Origin of the sequence: Pseudomonas sp. JDS28PS106 (assembly GCF_036706555.1) — a bacterium.
GTDB lineage: Bacteria > Pseudomonadota > Gammaproteobacteria > Pseudomonadales > Pseudomonadaceae > Aquipseudomonas.
Genome location: NZ_JBAJGT010000003.1, coordinates 112,240 through 132,914, shown reverse-complemented (window position 1 = coordinate 132,914; position 20,675 = coordinate 112,240). Strand labels below are relative to the sequence as shown.

At 62.3% G+C, this 20,675-nt stretch carries 22 protein-coding genes; 20 read left to right on the top strand and 2 right to left on the bottom strand.

The window, feature by feature from the left end:
* Positions 1 to 4 precede the first annotated feature (4 nt).
* The 3 genes from TRP66_RS05910 to murB are packed head-to-tail and all read left to right on the top strand — an operon-like array spanning position 5 to position 2,005.
* The gene (locus TRP66_RS05910) at positions 5 to 190 is read left to right on the top strand and encodes a Trm112 family protein (protein WP_333400441.1); all 186 of its coding nucleotides are present in this window, start codon (positions 5 to 7) and stop codon (positions 188 to 190) included.
* Positions 187 to 951 carry a 3-deoxy-manno-octulosonate cytidylyltransferase gene (gene kdsB, locus TRP66_RS05905; RefSeq protein WP_333400440.1) on the top strand — a complete coding sequence of 255 codons (765 nt, stop codon included), beginning with the start codon at positions 187 to 189 and terminating at the stop codon, positions 949 to 951. Before TRP66_RS05910 ends, kdsB begins: the two co-directional genes overlap by 4 nt.
* A gap of 34 nt (positions 952 to 985) precedes the next feature.
* The gene (gene murB / locus TRP66_RS05900) at positions 986 to 2,005 is read left to right on the top strand and encodes a UDP-N-acetylmuramate dehydrogenase (protein ID WP_333400439.1); all 1,020 of its coding nucleotides are present in this window, start codon (positions 986 to 988) and stop codon (positions 2,003 to 2,005) included.
* A gap of 116 nt (positions 2,006 to 2,121) precedes the next feature.
* On the opposite strand, the gene rne is transcribed toward murB, so the two are convergent.
* Complete coding sequence (gene rne, locus TRP66_RS05895) at positions 2,122 to 5,397, bottom strand: ribonuclease E (protein ID WP_442965172.1); 3,276 nt, start codon at positions 5,395 to 5,397, stop codon at positions 2,122 to 2,124.
* A gap of 715 nt (positions 5,398 to 6,112) precedes the next feature.
* On the opposite strand from rne, the gene rluC reads away from it, so the two are divergent.
* The 3 genes from rluC to sppA are packed head-to-tail and all read left to right on the top strand — an operon-like array spanning position 6,113 to position 8,761.
* Complete coding sequence (gene rluC / locus TRP66_RS05890) at positions 6,113 to 7,069, top strand: 23S rRNA pseudouridine(955/2504/2580) synthase RluC (protein ID WP_333400437.1); 957 nt, start codon at positions 6,113 to 6,115, stop codon at positions 7,067 to 7,069.
* Complete coding sequence (locus TRP66_RS05885) at positions 7,059 to 7,733, top strand: HAD-IA family hydrolase (RefSeq protein ID WP_333400436.1); 675 nt, start codon at positions 7,059 to 7,061, stop codon at positions 7,731 to 7,733. The genes rluC and TRP66_RS05885 overlap by 11 nt, the downstream gene beginning before the upstream one ends.
* A 23-nt stretch (positions 7,734 to 7,756) precedes the next feature.
* Complete coding sequence (gene sppA / locus TRP66_RS05880) at positions 7,757 to 8,761, top strand: signal peptide peptidase SppA (protein ID WP_333400435.1); 1,005 nt, start codon at positions 7,757 to 7,759, stop codon at positions 8,759 to 8,761.
* 88 nt (positions 8,762 to 8,849) lie between these two features.
* Here the strand turns inward: sppA and TRP66_RS05875 are convergent, their stop codons facing one another.
* A complete protein-coding gene (locus TRP66_RS05875) occupies positions 8,850 to 9,428 on the bottom strand; it encodes a Maf family protein (RefSeq protein ID WP_333400434.1) in 579 nt (192 codons plus the stop codon).
* A gap of 106 nt (positions 9,429 to 9,534) precedes the next feature.
* Here TRP66_RS05875 and TRP66_RS05870 point away from each other — a divergent pair, with 106 nt between their 5' ends.
* The 14 genes from TRP66_RS05870 (at position 9,535) to TRP66_RS05805 (ending at position 20,590) form a co-directional block, all read left to right on the top strand.
* The gene (locus TRP66_RS05870; RefSeq protein ID WP_333400433.1) at positions 9,535 to 10,062 is read left to right on the top strand and encodes a YceD family protein; all 528 of its coding nucleotides are present in this window, start codon (positions 9,535 to 9,537) and stop codon (positions 10,060 to 10,062) included.
* 13 nt (positions 10,063 to 10,075) lie between these two features.
* A complete protein-coding gene (gene rpmF, locus TRP66_RS05865) occupies positions 10,076 to 10,258 on the top strand; it encodes a 50S ribosomal protein L32 (protein ID WP_003179396.1) in 183 nt (60 codons plus the stop codon).
* Positions 10,259 to 10,262: 4 nt separating this feature from the next.
* Positions 10,263 to 11,297 carry a phosphate acyltransferase PlsX gene (plsX, locus tag TRP66_RS05860; RefSeq protein WP_333400432.1) on the top strand — a complete coding sequence of 345 codons (1,035 nt, stop codon included), beginning with the start codon at positions 10,263 to 10,265 and terminating at the stop codon, positions 11,295 to 11,297.
* Positions 11,298 to 11,415: 118 nt separating this feature from the next.
* Positions 11,416 to 12,354, top strand: a complete 939-nt coding sequence (gene fabD / locus TRP66_RS05855; RefSeq protein WP_333400431.1) for an ACP S-malonyltransferase — start codon at positions 11,416 to 11,418, stop codon at positions 12,352 to 12,354.
* Positions 12,355 to 12,369: 15 nt separating this feature from the next.
* Positions 12,370 to 13,113, top strand: coding sequence for a 3-oxoacyl-ACP reductase FabG (fabG, locus tag TRP66_RS05850; protein ID WP_333400430.1), 744 nt, complete (start codon positions 12,370 to 12,372; stop codon positions 13,111 to 13,113).
* Positions 13,114 to 13,306: 193 nt separating this feature from the next.
* Complete coding sequence (gene acpP, locus TRP66_RS05845; RefSeq protein ID WP_333400429.1) at positions 13,307 to 13,543, top strand: acyl carrier protein; 237 nt, start codon at positions 13,307 to 13,309, stop codon at positions 13,541 to 13,543.
* Between the two features lie 115 nt (positions 13,544 to 13,658).
* Entirely contained in the window at positions 13,659 to 14,903 is a 1,245-nt protein-coding gene (gene fabF / locus TRP66_RS05840) for a beta-ketoacyl-ACP synthase II (protein WP_333400428.1), read from the top strand.
* A complete protein-coding gene (pabC, locus tag TRP66_RS05835; protein ID WP_333400427.1) occupies positions 14,903 to 15,718 on the top strand; it encodes an aminodeoxychorismate lyase in 816 nt (271 codons plus the stop codon). The genes fabF and pabC overlap by 1 nt, the downstream gene beginning before the upstream one ends.
* Before the next feature lie 3 nt (positions 15,719 to 15,721).
* The gene (mltG, locus tag TRP66_RS05830; protein WP_333400426.1) at positions 15,722 to 16,831 is read left to right on the top strand and encodes an endolytic transglycosylase MltG; all 1,110 of its coding nucleotides are present in this window, start codon (positions 15,722 to 15,724) and stop codon (positions 16,829 to 16,831) included.
* A 19-nt stretch (positions 16,832 to 16,850) separates the two neighbouring features.
* Complete coding sequence (gene tmk / locus TRP66_RS05825; RefSeq protein WP_333400425.1) at positions 16,851 to 17,483, top strand: dTMP kinase; 633 nt, start codon at positions 16,851 to 16,853, stop codon at positions 17,481 to 17,483.
* On the top strand, positions 17,476 to 18,462 hold the full coding sequence (locus tag TRP66_RS05820; RefSeq protein ID WP_333400424.1) for a DNA polymerase III subunit delta': 987 nt from the start codon (positions 17,476 to 17,478) through the stop codon (positions 18,460 to 18,462). The genes tmk and TRP66_RS05820 overlap by 8 nt, the downstream gene beginning before the upstream one ends.
* Positions 18,463 to 18,507: 45 nt before the next feature.
* Positions 18,508 to 18,864, top strand: coding sequence for a PilZ domain-containing protein (locus tag TRP66_RS05815; protein WP_333400423.1), 357 nt, complete (start codon positions 18,508 to 18,510; stop codon positions 18,862 to 18,864).
* Positions 18,865 to 18,871: 7 nt separating this feature from the next.
* Positions 18,872 to 19,654: a TatD family hydrolase gene (locus TRP66_RS05810; protein WP_333400422.1), complete on the top strand. Its 783-nt coding sequence runs from the start codon at positions 18,872 to 18,874 to the stop codon at positions 19,652 to 19,654.
* Positions 19,655 to 19,933: 279 nt separating this feature from the next.
* The gene (locus TRP66_RS05805; RefSeq protein WP_333400421.1) at positions 19,934 to 20,590 is read left to right on the top strand and encodes a LysE family translocator; all 657 of its coding nucleotides are present in this window, start codon (positions 19,934 to 19,936) and stop codon (positions 20,588 to 20,590) included.
* The last annotated feature ends 85 nt before the right edge of the window (positions 20,591 to 20,675 follow it).

The following is a 20,675-nucleotide window of genomic DNA, read 5'->3' as shown; positions in this document are numbered from 1 at the left end:
TTTTATGGACACCAAATTACTCGATATCCTCGCCTGTCCGATCAGCAAGGGGCCCTTGAGGCTCAGTGCCGACAAGACCGAACTGATCAGTAAGGGCGCGGGCCTGGCATACCCGATCCGCGACGGAATTCCGGTCATGCTTGAAAGCGAAGCGCGCACCCTGTCCGCCGAGGAGCGCCTGGAGAAATGAGCGCTGACTTCGTCGTCGTCATTCCTGCACGTTATGGCTCCAGCCGCTTTCCGGGCAAGCCGCTGGCGGACATCGCCGGCAAACCCATGATCCAGCATGTCTGGGAGCAATCGTGCAAAAGCGGCGCCCAGCGCGTCGTGGTCGCCACTGATGATGCACGGATCGTACAAGCGTGCGAGGCTTTCGGCGCCGAAGTGGTAATGACACGCGAGGATCACAATTCCGGCACCGACCGGCTCGCCGAAGTGGCGACGAAGCTTGAGCTGGCGGCTGATGCGATCGTCGTCAACGTTCAGGGTGACGAACCGATGATTCCACCGGCGGTTATCGATCAGGTCGCCTCCAATCTGGCGGCCCACCCTGAAGCGAGTATCGCGACCCTGGCCGAGCCCATCGATGATGTGGCGGCGCTGTTCAATCCCAATGTCGTCAAGGTCGTCAGCGATGTAAACGGCCTGGCGTTGACTTTCAGTCGCGCGCCGCTGCCCTGGGCGCGTGATGCTCTGGCCAGAAACCGCGACGAGCTGCCTGTGGGCGTCCCTTATCGCCGTCATATCGGCATCTACGCCTACCGCGTGGGCTTTCTGCACGACTTCGTCAGCTGGGGCCCTTGCTGGCTGGAGAACACCGAAAGCCTGGAGCAGCTGCGGGCTCTCTGGAACGGCGTGCGCATTCATGTCGCCGACGCGCTCGAAGCGCCGCCCGCGGGCGTAGATACTCCCGAAGACCTGGAGCGCGTGAAGCGCCTGCTGGAGAGCTGATGCCTCCATCATTGGCAGTCGCAGAGGTGACGGAATGACGCTCGATATTCAGCGCGGGGTGTCGCTCAAACCTTTCAATACGTTCGGCGTGGATGTCCAGGCGTCGCTGTTCGCGCAGGCGCACAGCGATGACGATGTGCGCGAAGCGCTCGCTTATGCGCGTCAGCACGATCTGCCGGTGCTGGTCATCGGCGGTGGCAGCAATCTGTTGCTGACCGGTGATGTGCAAGCCCTGGTGCTGCGTATGGCCAGTCGTGGCATACGTATCCTGCGCGAGGACTGCCAGGACGCTATCGTCGAGGCAGAGGCGGGCGAGCCGTGGCATCCCTTTGTCCAGTCCTGCCTGGAGCTGGGGCTGGGCGGGCTGGAAAACCTCAGCCTGATCCCCGGCACGGTCGGCGCCGCGCCGATGCAGAACGTCGGTGCTTACGGCGTCGAGATCAAGGACGTGTTTCACAGCCTGGACGCACTGGATCGACAGACCGGCGAAATTCGGTCGTTCGATCTCGATGAATGCGCCTTCGGTTACCGTGACAGCCTGTTCAAACAGCAGCCGGGTCGTTGGGTGATTCTGCGGGTGCGTTTCAGGCTCAGCCGCAATGCCGGACTTCATCTCGAATACGGACCCGTGAGGCAGCGGCTTGCCGACATGGGCGTGCAGCAGCCCACGCCGCTGCACGTCAGTCGGGCCATCTGCGCCATTCGCGCCGAAAAACTTCCTGACCCGGCGGTGCTGGGCAACGCAGGCAGCTTCTTCAAGAACCCTGTCGTGGATGCCGGGGTTTTTGCCGGCATCAAGGCCGATCATCCGGCCGCGGTCGGCTATCCGCAGGCGGATGGCGGCGTGAAAGTCGCAGCGGGCTGGCTGATCGAAGCGGCAGGCTGGAAAGGCTATCGTGAAGGTGACGCTGGCGTGCACGCCTTGCAGTCGCTGGTGCTGGTCAATCACGGCCAGGCCAGCGGCGAGCAGTTGCTGAATCTGGCCCGGCGCATCCAGAGCGATATCGCCGAGCGCTTCGGCGTCCGGCTGGAAATGGAACCGAACCTGTACTGAGACGGGGCAGCTTCGAGCAGCCTGATCCAGGCCTGCGCTCCGCCGATTCAGCGTCGCGATGGCATAAAAAAAGCCCTACCTGCTCACACAGGTAGGGCTTTTTTCATGGGCGGGGATCAGACGAGAGGTTTGGTCTCGGTCTCTTCCTCGGCCTGTGGCAGTGTCACCGCCTTCTCGGCTACCGCAGGTTCTGCTTCGGCAGCGGCCGGAGCGGGTTCTGCGCTTGCCTGTTGAGCCTCTGCCAGACGACGAGCTTCTTCCTCACGCTTGCGACGACGCACTTCACGAGGATCGTTCGGCGCGCGACCGTTGCTGCTCATCGGCAGCGCCGGCGCTTCGGCTGGAGCAGGAGCTTCGACTTCAGGGGCTTTTACCTCCGGGGCTTCGGCTTCGAGCTTGACCGGCACGTAGGGCGCTGGCGCCTCTTCGACCGCTTGTGGCTCGACCGCTGGCTCGGCGGCTTGCTTCTCAACGCTGTCGACAGACGGCGAGAACGGCGTCACGCGCTCGGCATGCGGTGCTTCAGGCTGCTCGGCAGGTGCCGCCAGTGCAGGCGCTTCGACACGGGCTGGCTCGACTTCAACGTCAGGCGTGGCATCGACTTGCGGAGCTGTCGCAACGACAGGCGCTTCCACGGCAGGCGTCTCGACCACGGCGTGTTCAGCCTCTACAGCTTCGACTGGCGCAGCTTCGACAGCATGAGCTTCTGCCACAGGGGTCTCGACCGCTGGCGCCTGAGCTGCAGGCTTGTCGTTCTCGACTGCCTCAGCCGCGGGGGCTTCGACGACCGGAGCTTCCACGACTGGCATGTCGTTCGGCTTCTCTTGTGCCAATGGCGCTTGCGCGGCTTCAGCCTGCTCGGCAACCACGACCGGCTCGCTGGCGGCGGGCGCCTGTGCTGCGTCGTTAGCGCGTTCGGCCTGCTGATGAGCTTCGGCTTCGGCCGATGCGCTGATTACACCGGCAACTGCGGTCGCCGTGGCGGCCTGGGCAGCAGCGCTGCTCTCTTCGTTGCCGTTTTCGTCGGCGCCTTCGATGGCTTCACCGTTCGCATCGCGCTGACGCTCGCGACGGTTGCTGCGACGACGCTGGCCACGGGAGCGACGACGAGGGCGGTCGCCTTCGCTGCCTTCCTGGTTGTCGTCCTGCGCCTGTTCTTCGTTCAGCAGGATTTCTTCCGCTTCGCTGGCTGCGGCGGCGGCCTGCTCGGCGCGTGGCTGACGCTCTTCGCGGGCTTCGCGAGGGGCGCGTGGCTGGCGCTCTTCACGTGGCGCGCGTTCCGGGCGTTCCTCGCGAACGGCGGCTACGGCCGGTGCGGCATCCAATGGCTCGCGCAGTTCGCGGACCGGACGGTCTTCGCGGGACTTGCGATCACGCGGTGCACGGGCAGGGCGTTCTTCACGCGGGGAGCTGTTGTCGCGGGCTTCACGTGGCTCACGTGGCGCGCGCTCTTCACGTGGTGCACGTTCTTCCCGAGGGGCGCGTTCTTCGCGGGCTTCACGCGGCGCGCGCTCGGCACGCTCTTCACGCGGTGCGCGTTCTTCGCGAGGTTTGCGATCTTCATCACGACGGTTGTTGCGGCCGCGGCTCTGCTGACGACCGTTGCGGCGCTCTTCGTTGCGCGCAGGACGCTCGGCGACCGGTTTCTCGACCACGGCCGGAGCAGCTGGCTCTTCCTTGGACGCGAACAGGCTGACCAGCGATTTGACCAGGCCTTTGAACAGACTCGGCTCATGGGCGACAGGCGCCGCGACCGGGGCTGCCGGCTCGGCTGGCATTGGAGCGTTGGCGCGGGCCGGAGCGGTCTTGACCGCGGCTTCCTGGCGGACCAGGGTGCGGGTAGCAGCGGCCTGTGGTGCCATTTCTTCGACTTCGGCGGCAGCGGCCGCGATTTCGTAGCTGGTCTGGCTGCTGTTGGCTTCCGGGCTGTCGTCACGCAGGCGCTGCACTTCGAAGTGCGGCGTTTCGAGGTGATCGTTCGGCAGAATCACGATGCGGGCGCGGGTACGCAGTTCGATCTTGGTGATCGAGTTGCGCTTCTCGTTGAGCAGGAAGGCGGCGACCGGGATCGGCACCTGGGCACGCACCTCGGCGGTACGGTCCTTCAGGGCTTCTTCTTCGATCAGGCGCAGGATCGCCAGCGACAGGGATTCCACGTCGCGGATGATACCGGTGCCGTTGCAGCGCGGGCAGACGATGCCGCTGCTCTCGCCCAGCGATGGGCGCAGGCGCTGACGGGACATTTCCAGCAGGCCGAAACGGGAGATGCGACCGACCTGAACACGGGCGCGGTCGGCTTCCAGGCTTTCGCGGACTTTCTCTTCCACAGCGCGCTGGTTCTTGGCCGGCGTCATGTCGATGAAGTCGATAACGATCAGGCCGCCGATGTCGCGCAGACGCAGTTGACGGGCGATTTCCTCGGCCGCTTCAAGGTTGGTCTGCAGGGCGGTTTCTTCGATGTCGCTGCCTTTGGTGGCGCGCGCCGAGTTGATGTCGATGGACACCAGCGCTTCGGTCGGATCGATGACGATGGAACCGCCGGAAGGCAGTTCGACCACGCGCTGGAAGGCGGTTTCGATCTGGCTTTCGATCTGGAAGCGGTTGAACAGTGGAACGCTGTCTTCGTAGAGCTTGATCTTGCTGGCGTACTGCGGCATCACCTGGCGGATGAAGGTCAGGGCTTCTTCCTGGGCTTCGACGCTGTCGATCAGTACTTCGCCGATGTCCTGGCGCAGATAGTCGCGGATCGCGCGGATGATGACGTTGCTTTCCTGGTAGATCAGGAACGGTGCGGAGCGGTCGAGGGACGCCTCCTTGATGGCGGTCCACAGCTGCAGCAGGTAGTCGAGGTCCCACTGCATTTCTTCGCTGCTGCGGCCAAGGCCGGCAGTGCGCACGATCAGGCCCATGTCGGCGGGAGCGATCAGGCCGTTCAGGGCTTCGCGCAGTTCATTGCGCTCTTCGCCTTCGATGCGGCGCGAGATGCCGCCGGCGCGGGGGTTGTTCGGCATCAGGACCAGATAGCGGCCCGCGAGGCTGATGAACGTGGTCAGGGCAGCGCCCTTGTTGCCGCGCTCTTCCTTCTCGACCTGAACGATGACTTCCTGGCCTTCGCTCAGGACGTCCTTGATGTTGACGCGGCCTTCGGGGGTCTTCTTGAAGTACTCGCGGGAGATTTCCTTGAGGGGCAGGAAGCCGTGGCGCTCGGAGCCGAAATCGACGAAAGCGGCCTCCAGGCTCGGTTCGATGCGAGTGATACGGCCTTTGTAGATGTTGGCCTTCTTCTGCTCGCGTGCTCCGGACTCGATGTCCAGATCGTATAGGCGCTGGCCGTCTACCAGTGCAACACGCAACTCTTCGGGTTGAGTTGCGTTAATCAGCATTCTTTTCATGTAGTACCGTCGGTTTCCGGGCTGCCGGAAACGGCGTTCGGCACACACGACTTCTCATGGTCGGTGTCAGGGCGCGTCAGGAGCGGTTTGCCGCTCCAGTGTCTAGCGAGATTCCCGACCAGAGGGGCCGGAGAGTCGCGACGACGTTTCCTGCTTGCTGTGGTGACATATGACACCCTGTCAGCAAAAGCTTTGTCAGGAGGAGGAATCAACCATCGGTAGCGGACGAGATGAAGCGTCTGAAACAAGCCTTGTGCTACACAGTCCGATGGTTGTGCGTCTCCACCCTACACGTATCCCTGATAATTCGGGTGCTGCCGCGCGCAGAATCCGCAGCGGGTTGGCATTTACCGCGATCTCCGACAGGGGAGGTCGCGCATCATGGCTTGAGGCGTTGTTCCCGAGACGTTCGCTCGCAGCGTCAGGAAGCGACTGCACTTTGTGAACTGGCCGTGGGGGTGCGCACTGAAGGCGAGTGATTCACTCTGCGATCGGGCGTGTTTCCGGCCTCATGTCACCTGCGCTCGTTACGTTTCCAGCATGCTCCGTTGTCACCGAATGCCTCGTAGGACGGCCTCCCGTCCTCATGAATTGCGTTGGTCAGGGCCGGTTGTCAACCGTTTGTCCGCTGGCCGGCCGCTTTTGGCGGCGTTCGCGACTATAGCAGCAATCATTAAGTGCTTCAAATCCATAAAAAATTGTTATCATCCGTGGCATGACGAATATTGCCCCTCCAACCCCCGGCGTACAGCTGGTTGAGGTTGCGCCGGAACTTGCCGGTCAACGCATCGATAACTTTCTGATCACTTACCTCAAGGGCGTGCCCAAGACCCTGGTCTACCGCATCCTGCGCAAAGGCGAAGTGCGCGTGAACAAGGGTCGGATCAAGCCCGAGTACAAGCTGCAGGCCGGCGATGTCGTGCGCATCCCGCCGGTCCGCGTGCCCGAGCGCGACGAGCCGGTGCCGGTTGCCCAGGGCCTGTTGCAGCGCCTGGAAGCTGCGATCGTCTACGAGGACAAGGCGCTGATCGTGCTCAACAAGCCCGCCGGGATCGCCGTGCATGGCGGCAGCGGCCTGAGCTTCGGTGTGATCGAAGCCTTCCGTCAGCTGCGTCCCGATGCCAAGGAGCTGGAGCTGGTGCATCGCCTCGACCGGGACACCTCGGGGCTTCTGATGATCGCCAAGAAGCGCAGCATGTTGCGTCATCTGCACGAAGCGCTGCGCGGCGACGGCGTGGACAAGCGCTACATGGCGCTGGTGCGTGGCAACTGGCCGACCTCGGTCAAGCAGGTGCGCGCGCCGTTGCTCAAGAGCAATCTGCGCTCCGGCGAGCGAATGGTCGAGGTCAATGACGAAGGCAAGGACGCGCTGACGGTTTTCAAGGTGCTGCGCCGCTTCGGTGACTTCGCGACCATGGTCGAAGCCAAGCCGGTGACCGGTCGTACCCATCAGATTCGGGTGCATACCCTGCACGCCGGTCACGCCATCGCCGGGGACAGCAAGTACGGCGACGAGGATTTCAGTCGCGAAATACGCGACCTGGGCGGCAAACGCCTGTTCCTGCACGCTTATATGCTGACCGTGCCACTGCCTGATGGCGGCAAGCTGGAGCTCAAGGCGCCGGTCGATGACATGTGGGCCGCTACCGTGGAGCGATTGAGTGCGCCGTAATTCTGACCGTCACTATGACCTGCTGATTTTCGACTGGGATGGCACGCTGGCCGATTCCATCGGTCGTATCGTCGAGGCCATGCGCATGGCGGCGATCCAGAGCGATATGGAAGTGCGCGACGATGCCTCGATCAAGGGCATCATCGGTCTCGGGCTGCCCGAAGCGATCCGCACTCTGTATCCGCGGATTACGGCAAATGAGCTGATCGAGTTCCGGCAGCGTTATGCTGATTGCTACATGGCGATGGATAACGTGCCTTCGCCTCTGTTCGAAGGCGTCCTGGACTCGTTGCAGGCTTTTCGCGAGCAGGGCTACCACCTTGCGGTGGCGACCGGCAAGGCGCGTCGCGGTCTGGATCGGGTGCTCAAGGCCAATGGCTGGCTGGACTGGTTCGACATCACGCGCGCGGCGGACGAAACGGCCAGCAAGCCCGACCCGTTGATGCTGCACGAGATCATGGCGCATTGCGACGTGCCGCCCGAGCGGTCATTGATGATCGGCGATTCATCGTTCGATCTGTTGATGGCACGCAACGCGGGCATGGATTCGGTAGCGGTCGGCTACGGCGCGCAGTCTCTCGATTCGCTGCGTGCCTACGAGCCGCGCCTGGCGATTGAGGGCTTTTCCGAATTGCGCGCCTGGCTGGGTGAGCGCGGCATCTGATTCAAAAGTGGAGTGAGCGAAACATGTCTGACGAATGGAAAGCGCCGGCTTCGCCACGGGCGAGCGATACGCTGGATGGCAAAGAGGACGCCAAGAGCTGGAAGCTGCTGGAAAAGACGCTGCTGGCCGGTATTCAGGAGCAGCGCCGTTCACGTCGCTGGGGCATCTTTTTCAAATTCCTCACTTTTGCCTATCTGTTTGGGGCATTGCTGTTGTTCACGCCTCTGATGGATTTTGAAAAGGGCGCTTCCACCTCCGGTAGTCATACGGCGCTGATCGAAATCGAAGGCATGATTGCCGACAAGGAAGCCGCCAGCGCCGACAACATCGTGACCAGCCTGCGCAAGGCGTTCGAGGACAGCAGCACCAAGGGTGTGATCCTGCGCATCAACAGTCCGGGCGGCAGTCCGGTGCAGTCGGGCTACGTCTACGACGAAATCCGCCGTCTGCGTGCTGAAAAGCCGGCGATCAAGGTCTATGCGGTGATCACCGATCTGGGTGCCTCGGGGGCTTACTACATCGCCAGTGCCGCGGATCAGATCTACGCGGACAAGGCGAGCCTGGTGGGGTCCATTGGTGTGACCGCAGCCGGAATCGGCTTTGTCGGCACCATGGAGAAGCTGGGTGTTGATCGCCGCACTTACACCTCCGGCGAGCACAAGGCATTTCTCGATCCGTTCCAGCCGCAGAAAGCCGACGAGACGAAGTTCTGGCAGGGCGTGCTGGATACGACTCATCGCCAGTTCATCGCCAGCGTCAAGCAAGGCCGTGGCGAGCGCCTCAAGGACAAGGATCATCCGGAGCTGTTCTCCGGGCTGGTCTGGACCGGTGAGCAGGCTGTCGGCCTTGGTCTGGTGGACGGGCTGGGCAGCGCCAGCTACGTAGCGCGGGATGTGATCGGCGAGAAGAACATCGTCGACTACACCGTGCAGGAATCGCCGTTCGATCGTTTCTCCAAGAAACTGGGCGCAAGTGTTGCCGAGCGCCTCGCAATGTGGGCCGGGTTCAACGGGCCGGTCCTGCGCTGATCGTATGTGTCAGCCATGTGGGAGGGAGGTCGCGACGCGGTTAAAGCCTGTCGCAAATCTCGCTCTCTCCCACAAGTGTTTCTGTGGTTCAAGGAACGCAAACGCCTTCCTTTATAAGCATGTCCACCAGTCGGATCAGCGGCAGGCCGACCAGGCTGGTGGCGTCGCTGCCTTCCGTGGCGCGAAACAGGCTTACGCCCAGACCCTCGGCCTTGAAACTGCCCGCGCAATCGAAAGGCTGTTCGGCGCGCAGATAGCGTTCTATGCTGTCTGCAGACAGCTGGCGCATGTGCACGGTGAATGGCACATGATCGATCTGGCAGATTCCGGTGTCGCTGTTGAGCAGCGCCAGCCCGGTCAGGAAGGTGACGCTATTGCCGCTTGCCGCGCTGAGTTGCGCGAAAGCGCGATCGAAGGTGTGAGGCTTGCCGAGTATCTCTCCGTCGAGCACCGCCACCTGATCGGAACCGATGATCAGGTGTCCTGGATGGGCGTCGGCCAGTGCCCTGGCTTTTTCCCGTGCCAGCCGCTGTACCAGGCTGACGGCGGTCTCTTGCGGGTGGCGGCTTTCGTCGATGTCCGGCGACTGGCAGATGAACGGCAACCGCAGGCGCGACAGCAATTCGCGGCGGTACGGGGAGCTGGAAGCGAGGAGCAGGGAAGGCATACGGTTCTCCGTTGACTGAGCGGCGATTTTAATCAGTGGCCGGAGTAGCGAACAGGCCTGAATTTCCTTTGACATGCCAAGGGGGCATCCCTAGAATGCTGCGCCTATGTTGAATGACCCGATTCCATCTCACGTTGACCCGCGCAAATTGGCTGATCGTGGCGCTACCCTCGAGGGTAAAGTGCCGCTGGCCGATTTGGAGAGACTCTGCGACCCGCTTGCCGACGACGTCGGTACGGTGCAGGCGAAATTCGTCTTCGACCGTGACGAGCGCCGTTCTGTGATTTTCCACAGTTCGATCGACGTCCCGGTCAAGATGGTTTGCCAGCGTTGTCTTGAGCTGGTCACCCTGCCGATCCACAGCGAATGCACTTACGTTGTGGTGAAGGAGGGTGCGAATACCCAGTCGTTACCGAAAGGTTATGACGTGCTGGAACTGGGCGAAGATCCTTTGGATCTGCTGGCATTGATCGAGGAAGAGCTTCTGCTCGCCTTGCCGATTGTGCCTGCTCATCATCCGGAAGAATGCCAGCAACCGGCGGGTCTCGATGAGCCCGAACCGAGCGTGGACGAGGTAACGCGGTCCAACCCGTTCAGTGTATTGGCGCAGTTAAAGCGTGACCCAAACGTTTAGGAGTTAATCAATTATGGCTGTTCAGCAGAACAAAAAATCCCGCTCTGCCCGTGACATGCGTCGTTCACACGACGCTCTTGAGGCAAGCACTCTGTCGGTAGAAAAGACCACTGGTGAAGTTCACCTGCGTCACCACGTATCGCCAGAAGGCGTATACCGTGGTCGTAAAGTGATCGACAAGGGCGCTGACGAGTAATTTCTTGTCCGCTCCGATCATCGCGATCGACGCAATGGGCGGGGACTTCGGTCCCCGCAACATTGTCCAGGCCAGCCTTGCGTGCCTGACCGCTACACCTTCGCTGCACCTGGCTCTTGTCGGCCAAACCTCCCTTATCGAAGATCTCATCGCCCACCATCACGTTCGTGGTCATGGTGTGGATCGTTCGCGCCTGCGTGTCGTCCAGGCCGGCGAGATCATCACGATGGACGAGCGCCCCTCACAGGCATTGCGTGGCAAGCCCGATTCATCGATGCGCGTGGCGCTGGATATGGTGGCGCAGGGGCAGGCGCAGGCGTGCGTAAGCGCCGGCAATACCGGCGCGCTGATGGCGCTGTCGCGCTTCATGCTCAAGACGCTGCCCGGCATCGACCGGCCTGCCATGGTGGCGGCAATTCCCACGCGCAACGGCTATTGTCAGTTGCTGGATCTGGGCGCGAATGTCGATTGCAGCGCTGAGGCGCTTTATCAGTTCGCCGTGATGGGCGCGGTAGCGGCCGAGACGCTGGGCGTGTCCAGGCCGCGGGTGGCGCTGCTCAATGTCGGCACCGAGGACATCAAGGGCAATCAGCAGGTCAAGCAGGCCGCGCAGTTGCTCCAGGAGGCCCCGGGTCTCAACTACGTCGGCTACATCGAAGGTGACGGGTTGTATCGAGGCGAGGCGGATGTCGTGGTGTGCGACGGCTTCGTCGGCAATGTCCTGCTCAAGTCCAGCGAAGGGCTGGCGACCATGATCGCCGCGCGCATGGAGGCGCTGTTCAGCCGCAATCTGCTGAGCCGCGCCGCGGGCGTGGTGGCCATGCCGGTGCTCAGGCGCCTGCAGGCCGACATGGCGCCGGCGCGGCACAACGGGGCCAGCCTGCTCGGGCTGCAGGGAATCGTGATAAAGAGTCACGGTTCGGCCGGCGTCGAAGCGTTCCAGAGCGCTATTCAGCGAGCGATGGTGGAGGTACGCGAGAATCTCCCGCGACGTCTGCGCGGCCGTCTGGAAACCCTGCTTGGCGGTGGTGGCGAGTGAAACATGTGACGCATCTGACCGGCCAGTCATCCAACCGGGCAGTCATGCAATTTTGAATTCCGGCGCTCGAACCGTTTCGAGCGCTCATTTTGGCGACAATCATTCAGAGGCTTGTTAAATGTCTGCATCCCTCGCATTCGTCTTTCCGGGTCAAGGATCGCAATCGCTCGGCATGCTCGCCGAGCAGGCCGCTCAGCATCCTTTGATCCTCGATACATTCGAGCAAGCGTCCGACGCGCTGGGCTATGACCTCTGGGCGCTGACCCAGCAGGGTCCGGCCGAGCTGCTCAATCAGACCGACAAGACCCAGCCCGCGATCCTGACCGCTTCGGTCGCCTTGTGGCATGTCTGGCTGGCGGAAGGAGGAGCAATCCCCGCATTCGTCGCCGGTCACAGCCTGGGTGAGTACAGCGCGCTGGTCGCGGCCCAAAGCCTGACCCTGGCCGACGCGGTCAAGCTGGTCGAGCGTCGTGGTCAGCTGATGCAGGAAGCCGTCCCGGCCGGGCAGGGCGGCATGGCGGCCATTCTCGGTCTCGACGATGCCGTCGTGATCGAGGCCTGTGCCGAGGCGGCGCAGGGTGAAGTGGTCAGCGCGGTGAATTTCAACTCGCCAGGTCAGGTCGTGATTGCCGGCGCCGCCGAGGCGGTCAAACGCGCCATGGAAATCTGCAAGGCGCGTGGCGCCAAGCGTGCCCTGCCGTTGCCGGTCAGCGTGCCGTCCCATTGCGAACTGATGCGTCCGGCCGCCGAGCGTTTCGCCGAGTCCATCGAGGCGATCGAATGGCAGGCGCCTGAAATCGCCCTGGTGCAGAACGTCAGCGCGGCGGCGGTCAGCGATCTGCCGACCCTCAAGCGCGATCTGCTGGAACAGTTGTACAAGCCGGTTCGCTGGGTCGAATCCATTCAGTGCCTGGCCGGTCGCGGCGCGACTCAGCTGGTCGAGTGCGGCCCCGGCAAGGTGCTGGCAGGTCTGAACAAGCGTTGCGCCGAAGGCGTGACTACCTACAACCTGGATACCCCAGACGCCTTTGCCGCCGCGCGTGCGGCATTGGCCTGATTAGGAGAAGCCTGCATGAGCCTGCAAGGTAAAGTTGCACTGGTCACCGGCGCCAGTCGCGGTATTGGTCAAGCCATTGCCCTGGAACTGGGTCGCAATGGTGCCGTCGTCGTCGGCACGGCGACATCCGAGTCTGGCGCCGAGCGCATCAGCGCGGCGTTCAAGGAAGCGGGCATCGAAGGTTTCGGCCTGATGCTGGACGTCTGCAGCGCCCAGTCGGTTGAATCGGTGCTCGCCACTATCCAGGAGCGCGTCGGCGCGCCCCTGATCCTGGTCAATAACGCCGGTATCACACGCGATAACCTGATGATGCGCATGAAAGATGACGAGTGGCATGACGTCGTCGATACGAACCTCAACAGTCTGTTCCGCCTGTCCAAGGGCGTGCTGCGCGGCATGACCAAGGCACGCTGGGGTCGCATCATCAGCATCGGTTCAGTTGTCGGTGCCATGGGCAACGCCGGTCAGGTAAACTATGCTTCGGCGAAGGCGGGGCTGGAAGGCTTCAGTCGCGCTCTGGCTCGTGAAGTGGGTTCGCGCGCGGTGACCGTGAACGCAGTAGCGCCAGGCTTCATCGATACCGACATGACACGTGAATTGCCTGAGGCACAGCGCGAATCGCTGCTGACCCAGATTCCGCTGGGTCGTCTCGGCCAGGCGCAGGAAATCGCACACGTCGTCGCATTTCTCGCCTCAGAGGGCGCAGGATACGTGACCGGAGCTACAATCCCGGTCAACGGCGGCATGTACATGAGCTGATGTGACTCATGACATCGTGAAAATGTCATACCAGCCGTCCGTAAAATCCGTTATAAAGCTGCAAATTCTCAACGGGCGTCGGGCCGTCAGGGTGCAAGAGCGGAGCGTTTAGCTTGATATTCGCAAAACCTCTTCTATACACTTACCCACCGGCCAGATGCCTGACTATTTCCACTAGGAGTTAAAACTAGGTATGAGCACCATCGAAGAGCGCGTCAAGAAAATCGTTGCTGAGCAACTTGGCGTCAAGGAAGAAGAAGTCACCAACAGTGCTTCTTTCGTTGAAGACCTGGGCGCGGACTCTCTGGACACCGTTGAGCTGGTAATGGCTCTGGAAGAGGAATTCGAGACCGAAATCCCTGACGAAGAAGCAGAGAAGATCACCACCGTTCAGCTGGCTATCGACTACGTCAACAGCCACCAGGCGTAATACCCTGCAAGCGTTGTTGCTAGCTGTCATGGGAAAAACCGCACTGCCTGCCGGCGTGCGGTTTTTTCTTTAAAAACGATGTGATGTTTCGTTAACAAGAGAGAAGGAGAGTCCTGTGTCGCGTAGACGCGTCGTGGTCACCGGGATGGGCATGCTTTCGCCATTGGGCAATGATGTGCCGAGCAGCTGGCAAGGCATTCTGGAAAGCCGCAGTGGCATTGGCCTTATCGAGCACACGGACCTTTCGGCTTTCACCACCCGCTTCGGCGGTTCGGTCAAGAGCTTCAACGTCGAGGAATACCTCGCGCCCAAGGAAGCTCGTCGGCTCGATCTCTTCATCCAGTACGGTCTGGCGGCCAGCTTCCAGGCAGTGCGTAATGCAGGCCTCGAAGTGACCGATGCGAACCGCGACCGTGTAGGCGTCGCCATGGGTTCGGGTATCGGCGGCCTCACCAATATCGAGAACAGCAGCCGTCTGCTGCACGAACAGGGTCCGGGGCGGATTTCGCCGTTTTTCGTACCAGGTTCGATCATCAACATGATTTCCGGATTCCTGTCCATCCACTTGGGTGCACAGGGTCCCAACTATGCAATCGCCACCGCCTGCACCACGGCCACGCACTGCATCGGCATGGCGGCGCGCAATATCGCCTATGACGAGGCCGACGTTATGATCGCCGGCGGCGCGGAAATGGCGGCCTGTGGCCTGGGTCTCGGCGGTTTCGGCGCGGCGCGGGCGCTGTCGACCCGCAATGACGAGCCGGCGCGCGCAAGCCGTCCGTGGGACAAGGATCGCGACGGTTTCGTGTTGTCCGACGGTGCCGGCGCCATGGTCCTCGAAGAGCTGGAACACGCCAGGGCTCGCGGCGCGACCATCTATGCCGAGCTGGTCGGCTTCGGCATGAGCGGTGATGCCTACCACATGACCTCGCCGCCGGACGACGGAGCAGGCGCGGCGCGCTGCATTACCAACGCCCTGCGCGACGCCAGGCTGAACCCGGAGCAGGTGCAGTACATCAACGCCCATGGTACCTCGACCATGGCCGGCGACCTGGCGGAAGCCATGGCGATCAAGTCAGTATTCGGCGATCATGCCTACAAACTGGCGGTCAGCTCCACCAAGTCGATGACCGGCCACCTGCTGGGTGCCGCGGGCGCGGTCGAAGCGATCTTCAGTGTCCTGGCGATCCATGATCAGGTTGCTCCGCCGACCATCAACCTCGACGAGCCGAGTGAAGGCTGCGACCTGGACTTCGTGCCGCACGAAGCGCGGCAGACGCCGATCGACGCAGTGATCTCGAACTCGTTCGGATTCGGCGGCACCAACGGCTCACTGGTGTTCCGTCGGTTCAGCGAGTGATGTTCAGCTGGGTCGACGGCTGTCCTGCCGAAGCGTTGCCGCTCAAGGACCGCGGGTTGGCCTATGGCGATGGTCTGTTCGAGACTATCGCCGTCAAAGCGGGCGCGCCGGTATTGCTGGACCGGCACCTGCACCGCCTGGAGCAATCCTGTCTGCGTCTGGCGATCCCGCTGGACACGGCATCGCTGCGGTTGGAAATGATGCGTTTCGCCGCCCAGCTGGACAGCGGTGTCATGAAACTGATTCTGACCCGCGGCGACGGGCAGCGCGGCTACGCCCCCGCGCCGGACTGCCAGCCCCGGCGCATCCTGCAAGCCGGACCGGCACCGGCCTGGCCCGTACGTCACGCGGAACAGGGCGTGCGCCTGTACCCATGCACCACGCGTCTGGCGGAGCAGCCATTGCTGGCCGGCCTCAAGCATCTCAACCGTCTCGAACAAGTCCTCGCCCGCGCCGAATGGCACGACAGCGAGCATGCCGAAGGGTTGATGCGCGATACGTCCGGACGGCTGATCGAAGGCGTCTACAGTAATCTGTTCCTGGTTCGCGAAGGGCGGTTGTTGACGCCCGACCTGAGCCGCTGCGGCGTGGCCGGGGTCATGCGCGCGGAGCTGCTCGACCAGGCCGATCGGCTGCGGATCGATACCGATATTTGCGACCTGTCCCTGGATGATCTGGAGCAGGCCAACGAAGTGTTTGTCTGCAACAGTCTGTATGGCGTCTGGCCGGTGCACGGCTTCGAACGGCTGAACTGGTCGATTGGTCCGCTCACCCGTAAACTGCAGGGCATTGCCCGCACGCTTCTGGATATCTGATACGTGATCCGAAAATTTCTGCTGTTGCTGGAAACCGTCGTGGTCCTGGCAGTCCTGCTGCTGGGCTTCGTCGTCTGGAAGCAGCATTCAGCCCTGAATCAGTCTTTGAACGTTCCTCAGGAACAGCTGCTGGACGTTCCCGCCGGCTCCACGCCGTCCGGGGTCCTGAACCGTTTGCAGAGCGATGGCGTGATTCGCGACGCGTTCTGGTTGCGCCTGTACTGGCGTTTCAACCTTGCCGACCAGTCTCTGCACAGCGGCGAGTACCGCATGACGCCGGGCATGGACGTGCAATCGCTGTTCGAGGTGTGGAAGCGCAAGGAAGTCGTTCAGTACAACCTGACCCTGGTCGAGGGCTGGAACTTCCGTCAGGTACGGGCGGCGCTGGCGGCGCAGCCCAAGCTGGGGCAGACCCTGACAGGCTTGAGCGACAGCGAGCTGATGGCGAAGATCGGTCATCCGGATGTGTTCCCCGAGGGGCGTTTCTTCCCTGACACCTACCGTTATGTGCGAGGCATGACCGATGCTGAACTGCTCAAGCAGGCCTACGCCCGGCTTCAGGACGTGCTCGATGAAGAGTGGCAGAAACGCGCGCCTGACGTGGCTTACGTCGATCCTTATCAGGCGCTGATCATGGCGTCGCTGGTGGAAAGAGAAACCGGCGTTCCTCATGAACGGGGCCAGATCGCCGGGGTTTTCGTACGTCGCCTGCAGCAGGGAATGTTGCTGCAGACCGACCCGACCGTGATCTACGGCATGGGCGAGCGTTACAACGGCAAGCTGACCCGCGCCGACCTGCGCGAGCCGACGCCTTACAACACCTATGTCAACGCCGGGCTGCCGCCGACGCCGATTGCGCTGGCCGGACGTGAAGCGATCCGCGCGGCGCTCAATCCTGCACCCGGCGACAGCCTGTATTTCGTTGCCAAGGGTGACGGCAGTCACGTGTTCTCCAATGACCTGGACGCGCACAATGCCGCCGTACGCGAATACCAGCTCAAGCGACGCGCGGACTACCGCTCCAGCCCGGCGCCAGCCTCGCAAACCCTTTCTCCACAGCCTGATGCTTCTGCCGCGCCCACTCCGCCGCCGAGCGAAGCGGGCTCGAACTGACTATTTCTAAGGACCACCTGTGACTGGCTTGTTTATCACTCTGGAAGGCCCGGAAGGCGCCGGCAAGAGCACCAATCGCGATTATCTTGCCGCGCAACTGCGCGCCCGAGGTGTCGAGGTTCTGCTGACCCGCGAGCCGGGCGGCACGCCCCTGGCCGAGCAGATCCGCGAGCTGCTCTTGGCACCCAGCGACGAACCCATGTGCGCCGATGCCGAACTGCTGCTGGTATTCGCTGCACGCGCGCAACATCTGGCGCAGGTGATCCGGCCGGCGCTGGCGCGCGGCGAAGTGGTCCTGTGCGACCGTTTCACCGATGCGACCTACGCCTATCAGGGCGGCGGCCGGGGCTTGTCCCACGACCGTATCGCGGTGCTCGAAAGCTTCGTACAGGGCGACCTGCGTCCGGATATGACGCTGGTGTTCGATCTGCCGGTCGAAGTCGGGCTGGCGCGCGCGGCGGCGCGCGGGCGTCTGGACCGGTTCGAGCAGGAAGGGCGCGCATTCTTCGAAGCAGTGCGCGGCACTTACCTTGCGCGCGCCGAGGCAGATCCTGCGCGTTATCGGCTGATCGACGCATCCCGGCCACTGAATGAAGTGCAGCAGGCGCTGGACGGCTGGTTGCCGCAAGTGCTGGAGCGCCATCGTGGCTGAGGCCTATCCGTGGCAGGCGTCGCTGTGGCAGCAAATGGCGGGCCGCGCCCGGCATTCCCACGCCTATCTGCTGCACGGCCCCATCGGGATCGGCAAGCGTGCTTTGGCCGAGCGTCTGATGGCCAGCCTGCTGTGCCAGAGCCGCAACGGGCTGGAAGCCTGTACGCAGTGCAAATCCTGCCTGCTGCTGGCGGCCGGCAGTCATCCTGACAACTACATTCTCGAACCCGAGGAGGCGGACAAGCCGATCAAGGTCGATCAGGTCCGCGATCTGGTAAGTTTCGTGGTCCAGACCTCGCAAATGGGCGGCCGCAAGGTGGTGCTGATCGAGCCGGTCGAGTCGATGAACATCAATGCGGCCAACGCTTTGTTGAAAAGTCTCGAAGAGCCGTCGGGCGATACCATCCTGTTGCTGATCAGTCATCAGCCAAGCCGGTTGCTGCCGACGGTGAAGAGCCGCTGCGTGCAACAGGCCTGTCCGTTGCCCGGTCCGCAGATGAGTCTGGACTGGCTGGGCGGCGCGCTGCCGGACTGTTCCGACCAGGAACGCGCCGAGTTGCTGAGCCTGGCGGCCGGCTCGCCGCTGGCCGCGGTCAAGCTGCACGGGCAGGGCGTGCGTGCCCAGCGGGCCCAGGTGGTGGACGGCGTCAAGAAACTGCTCAAGCGCGAGCAGTCTCCCACGCAGCTGGCGGAAGGCTGGAAAGACGTGCCGCTGTTGCAATTGTTCGACTGGTTCTGCGACTGGTCGCAATTGATCCTGCGCTACCAGCTCACTCAGGACGAGCAAGGGCTGGGGCTGACCGACATGCAGAAGGTGGTGCAATACCTCGCGCAGAAATCCACGCGGGGCAAGGTGCTCGAGTTGCAGGAGTGGGTGCTGGCGCAGCGCCAGAAAGTGCTGTCCAAGGCTAACCTCAATCGGGTATTGCTGCTTGAAGCACTGCTGGTGCAGTGGGCAGGGCTGCCCGGACAGGCGTAGACTCTGTTTTCGGAGCTGTCAGTTGGAACCCTGGGAGACATCGCAATGAACCTGCCGCTCAACACTGGCCCACGTAACGGCATCCTGTCACTGACTATCAAGGACAAGGCCGTGCTGTATGCGGCCTACATGCCGTTCATCAAGAACGGCGGCCTGTTCATCCCGACCACCAAGAGTTACCGGCAGGGCGACGAAGTGTTCATGCTGCTGAGCCTCATGGACGAGCCCGAGAAAGTCCCGGTCGCCGGCAAGGTCACCTGGGTCACCCCCAAAGGCGCCCAGGGCAATCGCACCGCCGGTATCGGCGTGCAGTTCAACGATGGCGACAACACCGCCCGCAACCTGATCGAAACCTATCTGGTCGGCGCGCTCAAATCCGACCGTCCCACTCACACCATGTAGTTGCCTCATGCTTGTAGATTCCCATTGCCACCTCGACCGACTCGATCTCGCCCAGCATCAGGGCTCACTGGATGCCGCCCTTGATGCCGCCCGCGGCCGGGGCGTCGGCCATTTCCTGTGCATCGGTGTCAGTGCCGACAACGCCGGGGCCGTAAAGGCGCTGGCTGACCGTTACGAAGATGTCGACTGCTCGGTAGGCGTGCATCCGCTGGATCTCAAGCCGGGCGAAGCGCCGGCACTGGACTGGTTGCTGACCGAGCTGGACCACCCGCGCGTGGTGGCGATCGGCGAAACCGGGCTGGATTATCATTACGAGCCGGAAGCGGCGGAGTTGCAGCAGGCCTCGTTTCGTCTGCATCTGCAAGCGGCCCGAAGCACCGGTAAACCGGTGATCGTGCATACCCGCGGCGCCCGCGCCGACACTCTGGCGTTACTGGGCGACGCGGCGTTGCCGCAAGCAGGCGTGCTGCACTGCTTCACTGAAGACTGGGAAATGGCCAAGGCCGCGCTCGATCTGGGTTTCTACATCTCCCTGTCCGGAATCGTGACCTTCCGCAACGCGGACGCACTGCGCGACGTCGCTCGTCAGGTTCCCGCCGACCGCTTGCTGGTGGAAACCGACTCGCCTTATCTTGCGCCCATTCCTCATCGCGGCAAGCCGAATCTGCCGGAATATGTCAGGGATGTCGCGGAGTTTCTGGCGATGCTGCGGGGTGAGCCTTTCGAACGGTTTGCCGAGCAGACGACAGCGAATTTCAAGCGCCTGTTTCCATTGGCCCACGTTCGCTGACCGTCAAATCCCGCGCAAAAAAAACCCGGATTCTGGGGGGTGAAGCCGGGTCAAGACCATTAGGAGTAAAACAAAGGCACGGTGTCCATTGGCGCCTTTACTGGCGCGCCACTTGGGGGAGATGGGTCGCCAACGATTGAAGTATCGTTCAGGATTTCCGGGCGTCCAGTCGCTTTTGGTTATTTTTTAAACAATTTTGGAATAGCGGTCCTGTCGCTCAGTGCTTGAAAGTAGCTCTGCACTCCGGGCCGTGGTTCTCAATCGTCATCAGGCTGGATAATGGAATTTTCCAACGGTTTTCTCTTGAGTCTGTCGCTGTGCCTGGATATCGGGCTGGCCAATATCGCGATGATCACCCTGTCGATGCAGCGCGGCTTTACCCAAGGGCTGCTGCTCGGGCTCGGAACCTGTGTGGGGGATCTTGCCTATGCGGTACTGGCGATGCTGGGCATGGCGGTGCTGTTGCAATACGAAGCGGTGCGCTACGTGCTGTGGCTTGGCGGGACTGCAGTGTTGGCCTGGTTCTGTTTCAGGATGATCATGAGCGCCGCGACGGTGAGCGCAGGCATAGACGCCCAGCCTGGGCAGTGGGGCAAGACCGGCCTGGCGCTGTTTTTGCGCGGCATCTTCCTCGCCATGTCCTCTCCGAGCGCCATTCTCTGGTTCGCCGCCGTAGGTGGAGCGCTTATTGCCCGGCAAGGATACAGTACGGAAAGTGCTTCGGTTTTTCTGAGCGGATTCCTGGCGGCGGGCATCCTTTGGTCGGTCGCCCTCTGCGCGTTGGCGCATCAAGGTGGACGATTCATGGGCGAGCGCATGTTGCGCTGGGCTTACATCGCTTCGGCAGCCATCTTCGCCTGGTTCACGGTCTACGTGGTCATCAGCGGCTACATGGAATTCGTCGCCGGGCAGGCGGTCGATGTTTCGGAGCACTGACCCGAGCACTGTCGCTGATGTCGAGATGCGACGTGATAGTCGGATGATCCGTGCAATCCGGCGCAACTTGGGCATAATACGCGAC

Excerpts from the sequence above, each read along its gene's own strand:
- TRP66_RS05870 (WP_333400433.1), top strand. The coding sequence starts at position 9,535 with ATGTTGAATGACCCGATTCCATCTCACGTTGACCCGCGCAAATTGGCT.
- pabC (WP_333400427.1), top strand. The coding sequence starts at position 14,903 with ATGTTCAGCTGGGTCGACGGCTGTCCTGCCGAAGCGTTGCCGCTCAAG.
- TRP66_RS05810 (WP_333400422.1), top strand. The coding sequence starts at position 18,872 with ATGCTTGTAGATTCCCATTGCCACCTCGACCGACTCGATCTCGCCCAG.
- TRP66_RS05875 (WP_333400434.1), bottom strand. The coding sequence starts at position 9,428 with ATGCCTTCCCTGCTCCTCGCTTCCAGCTCCCCGTACCGCCGCGAATTG.
- murB (WP_333400439.1), top strand. The coding sequence starts at position 986 with ATGACGCTCGATATTCAGCGCGGGGTGTCGCTCAAACCTTTCAATACG.
- TRP66_RS05815 (WP_333400423.1), top strand. The coding sequence starts at position 18,508 with ATGAACCTGCCGCTCAACACTGGCCCACGTAACGGCATCCTGTCACTG.
- TRP66_RS05805 (WP_333400421.1), top strand. The coding sequence starts at position 19,934 with ATGGAATTTTCCAACGGTTTTCTCTTGAGTCTGTCGCTGTGCCTGGAT.
- fabG (WP_333400430.1), top strand. The coding sequence starts at position 12,370 with ATGAGCCTGCAAGGTAAAGTTGCACTGGTCACCGGCGCCAGTCGCGGT.
- fabD (WP_333400431.1), top strand. The coding sequence starts at position 11,416 with ATGTCTGCATCCCTCGCATTCGTCTTTCCGGGTCAAGGATCGCAATCG.
- sppA (WP_333400435.1), top strand. The coding sequence starts at position 7,757 with ATGTCTGACGAATGGAAAGCGCCGGCTTCGCCACGGGCGAGCGATACG.
- rpmF (WP_003179396.1), top strand. The coding sequence starts at position 10,076 with ATGGCTGTTCAGCAGAACAAAAAATCCCGCTCTGCCCGTGACATGCGT.
- rne (WP_442965172.1), bottom strand. The coding sequence starts at position 5,397 with ATGAAAAGAATGCTGATTAACGCAACTCAACCCGAAGAGTTGCGTGTT.
- kdsB (WP_333400440.1), top strand. The coding sequence starts at position 187 with ATGAGCGCTGACTTCGTCGTCGTCATTCCTGCACGTTATGGCTCCAGC.
- TRP66_RS05910 (WP_333400441.1), top strand. The coding sequence starts at position 5 with ATGGACACCAAATTACTCGATATCCTCGCCTGTCCGATCAGCAAGGGG.
- acpP (WP_333400429.1), top strand. The coding sequence starts at position 13,307 with ATGAGCACCATCGAAGAGCGCGTCAAGAAAATCGTTGCTGAGCAACTT.
- rluC (WP_333400437.1), top strand. The coding sequence starts at position 6,113 with ATGACGAATATTGCCCCTCCAACCCCCGGCGTACAGCTGGTTGAGGTT.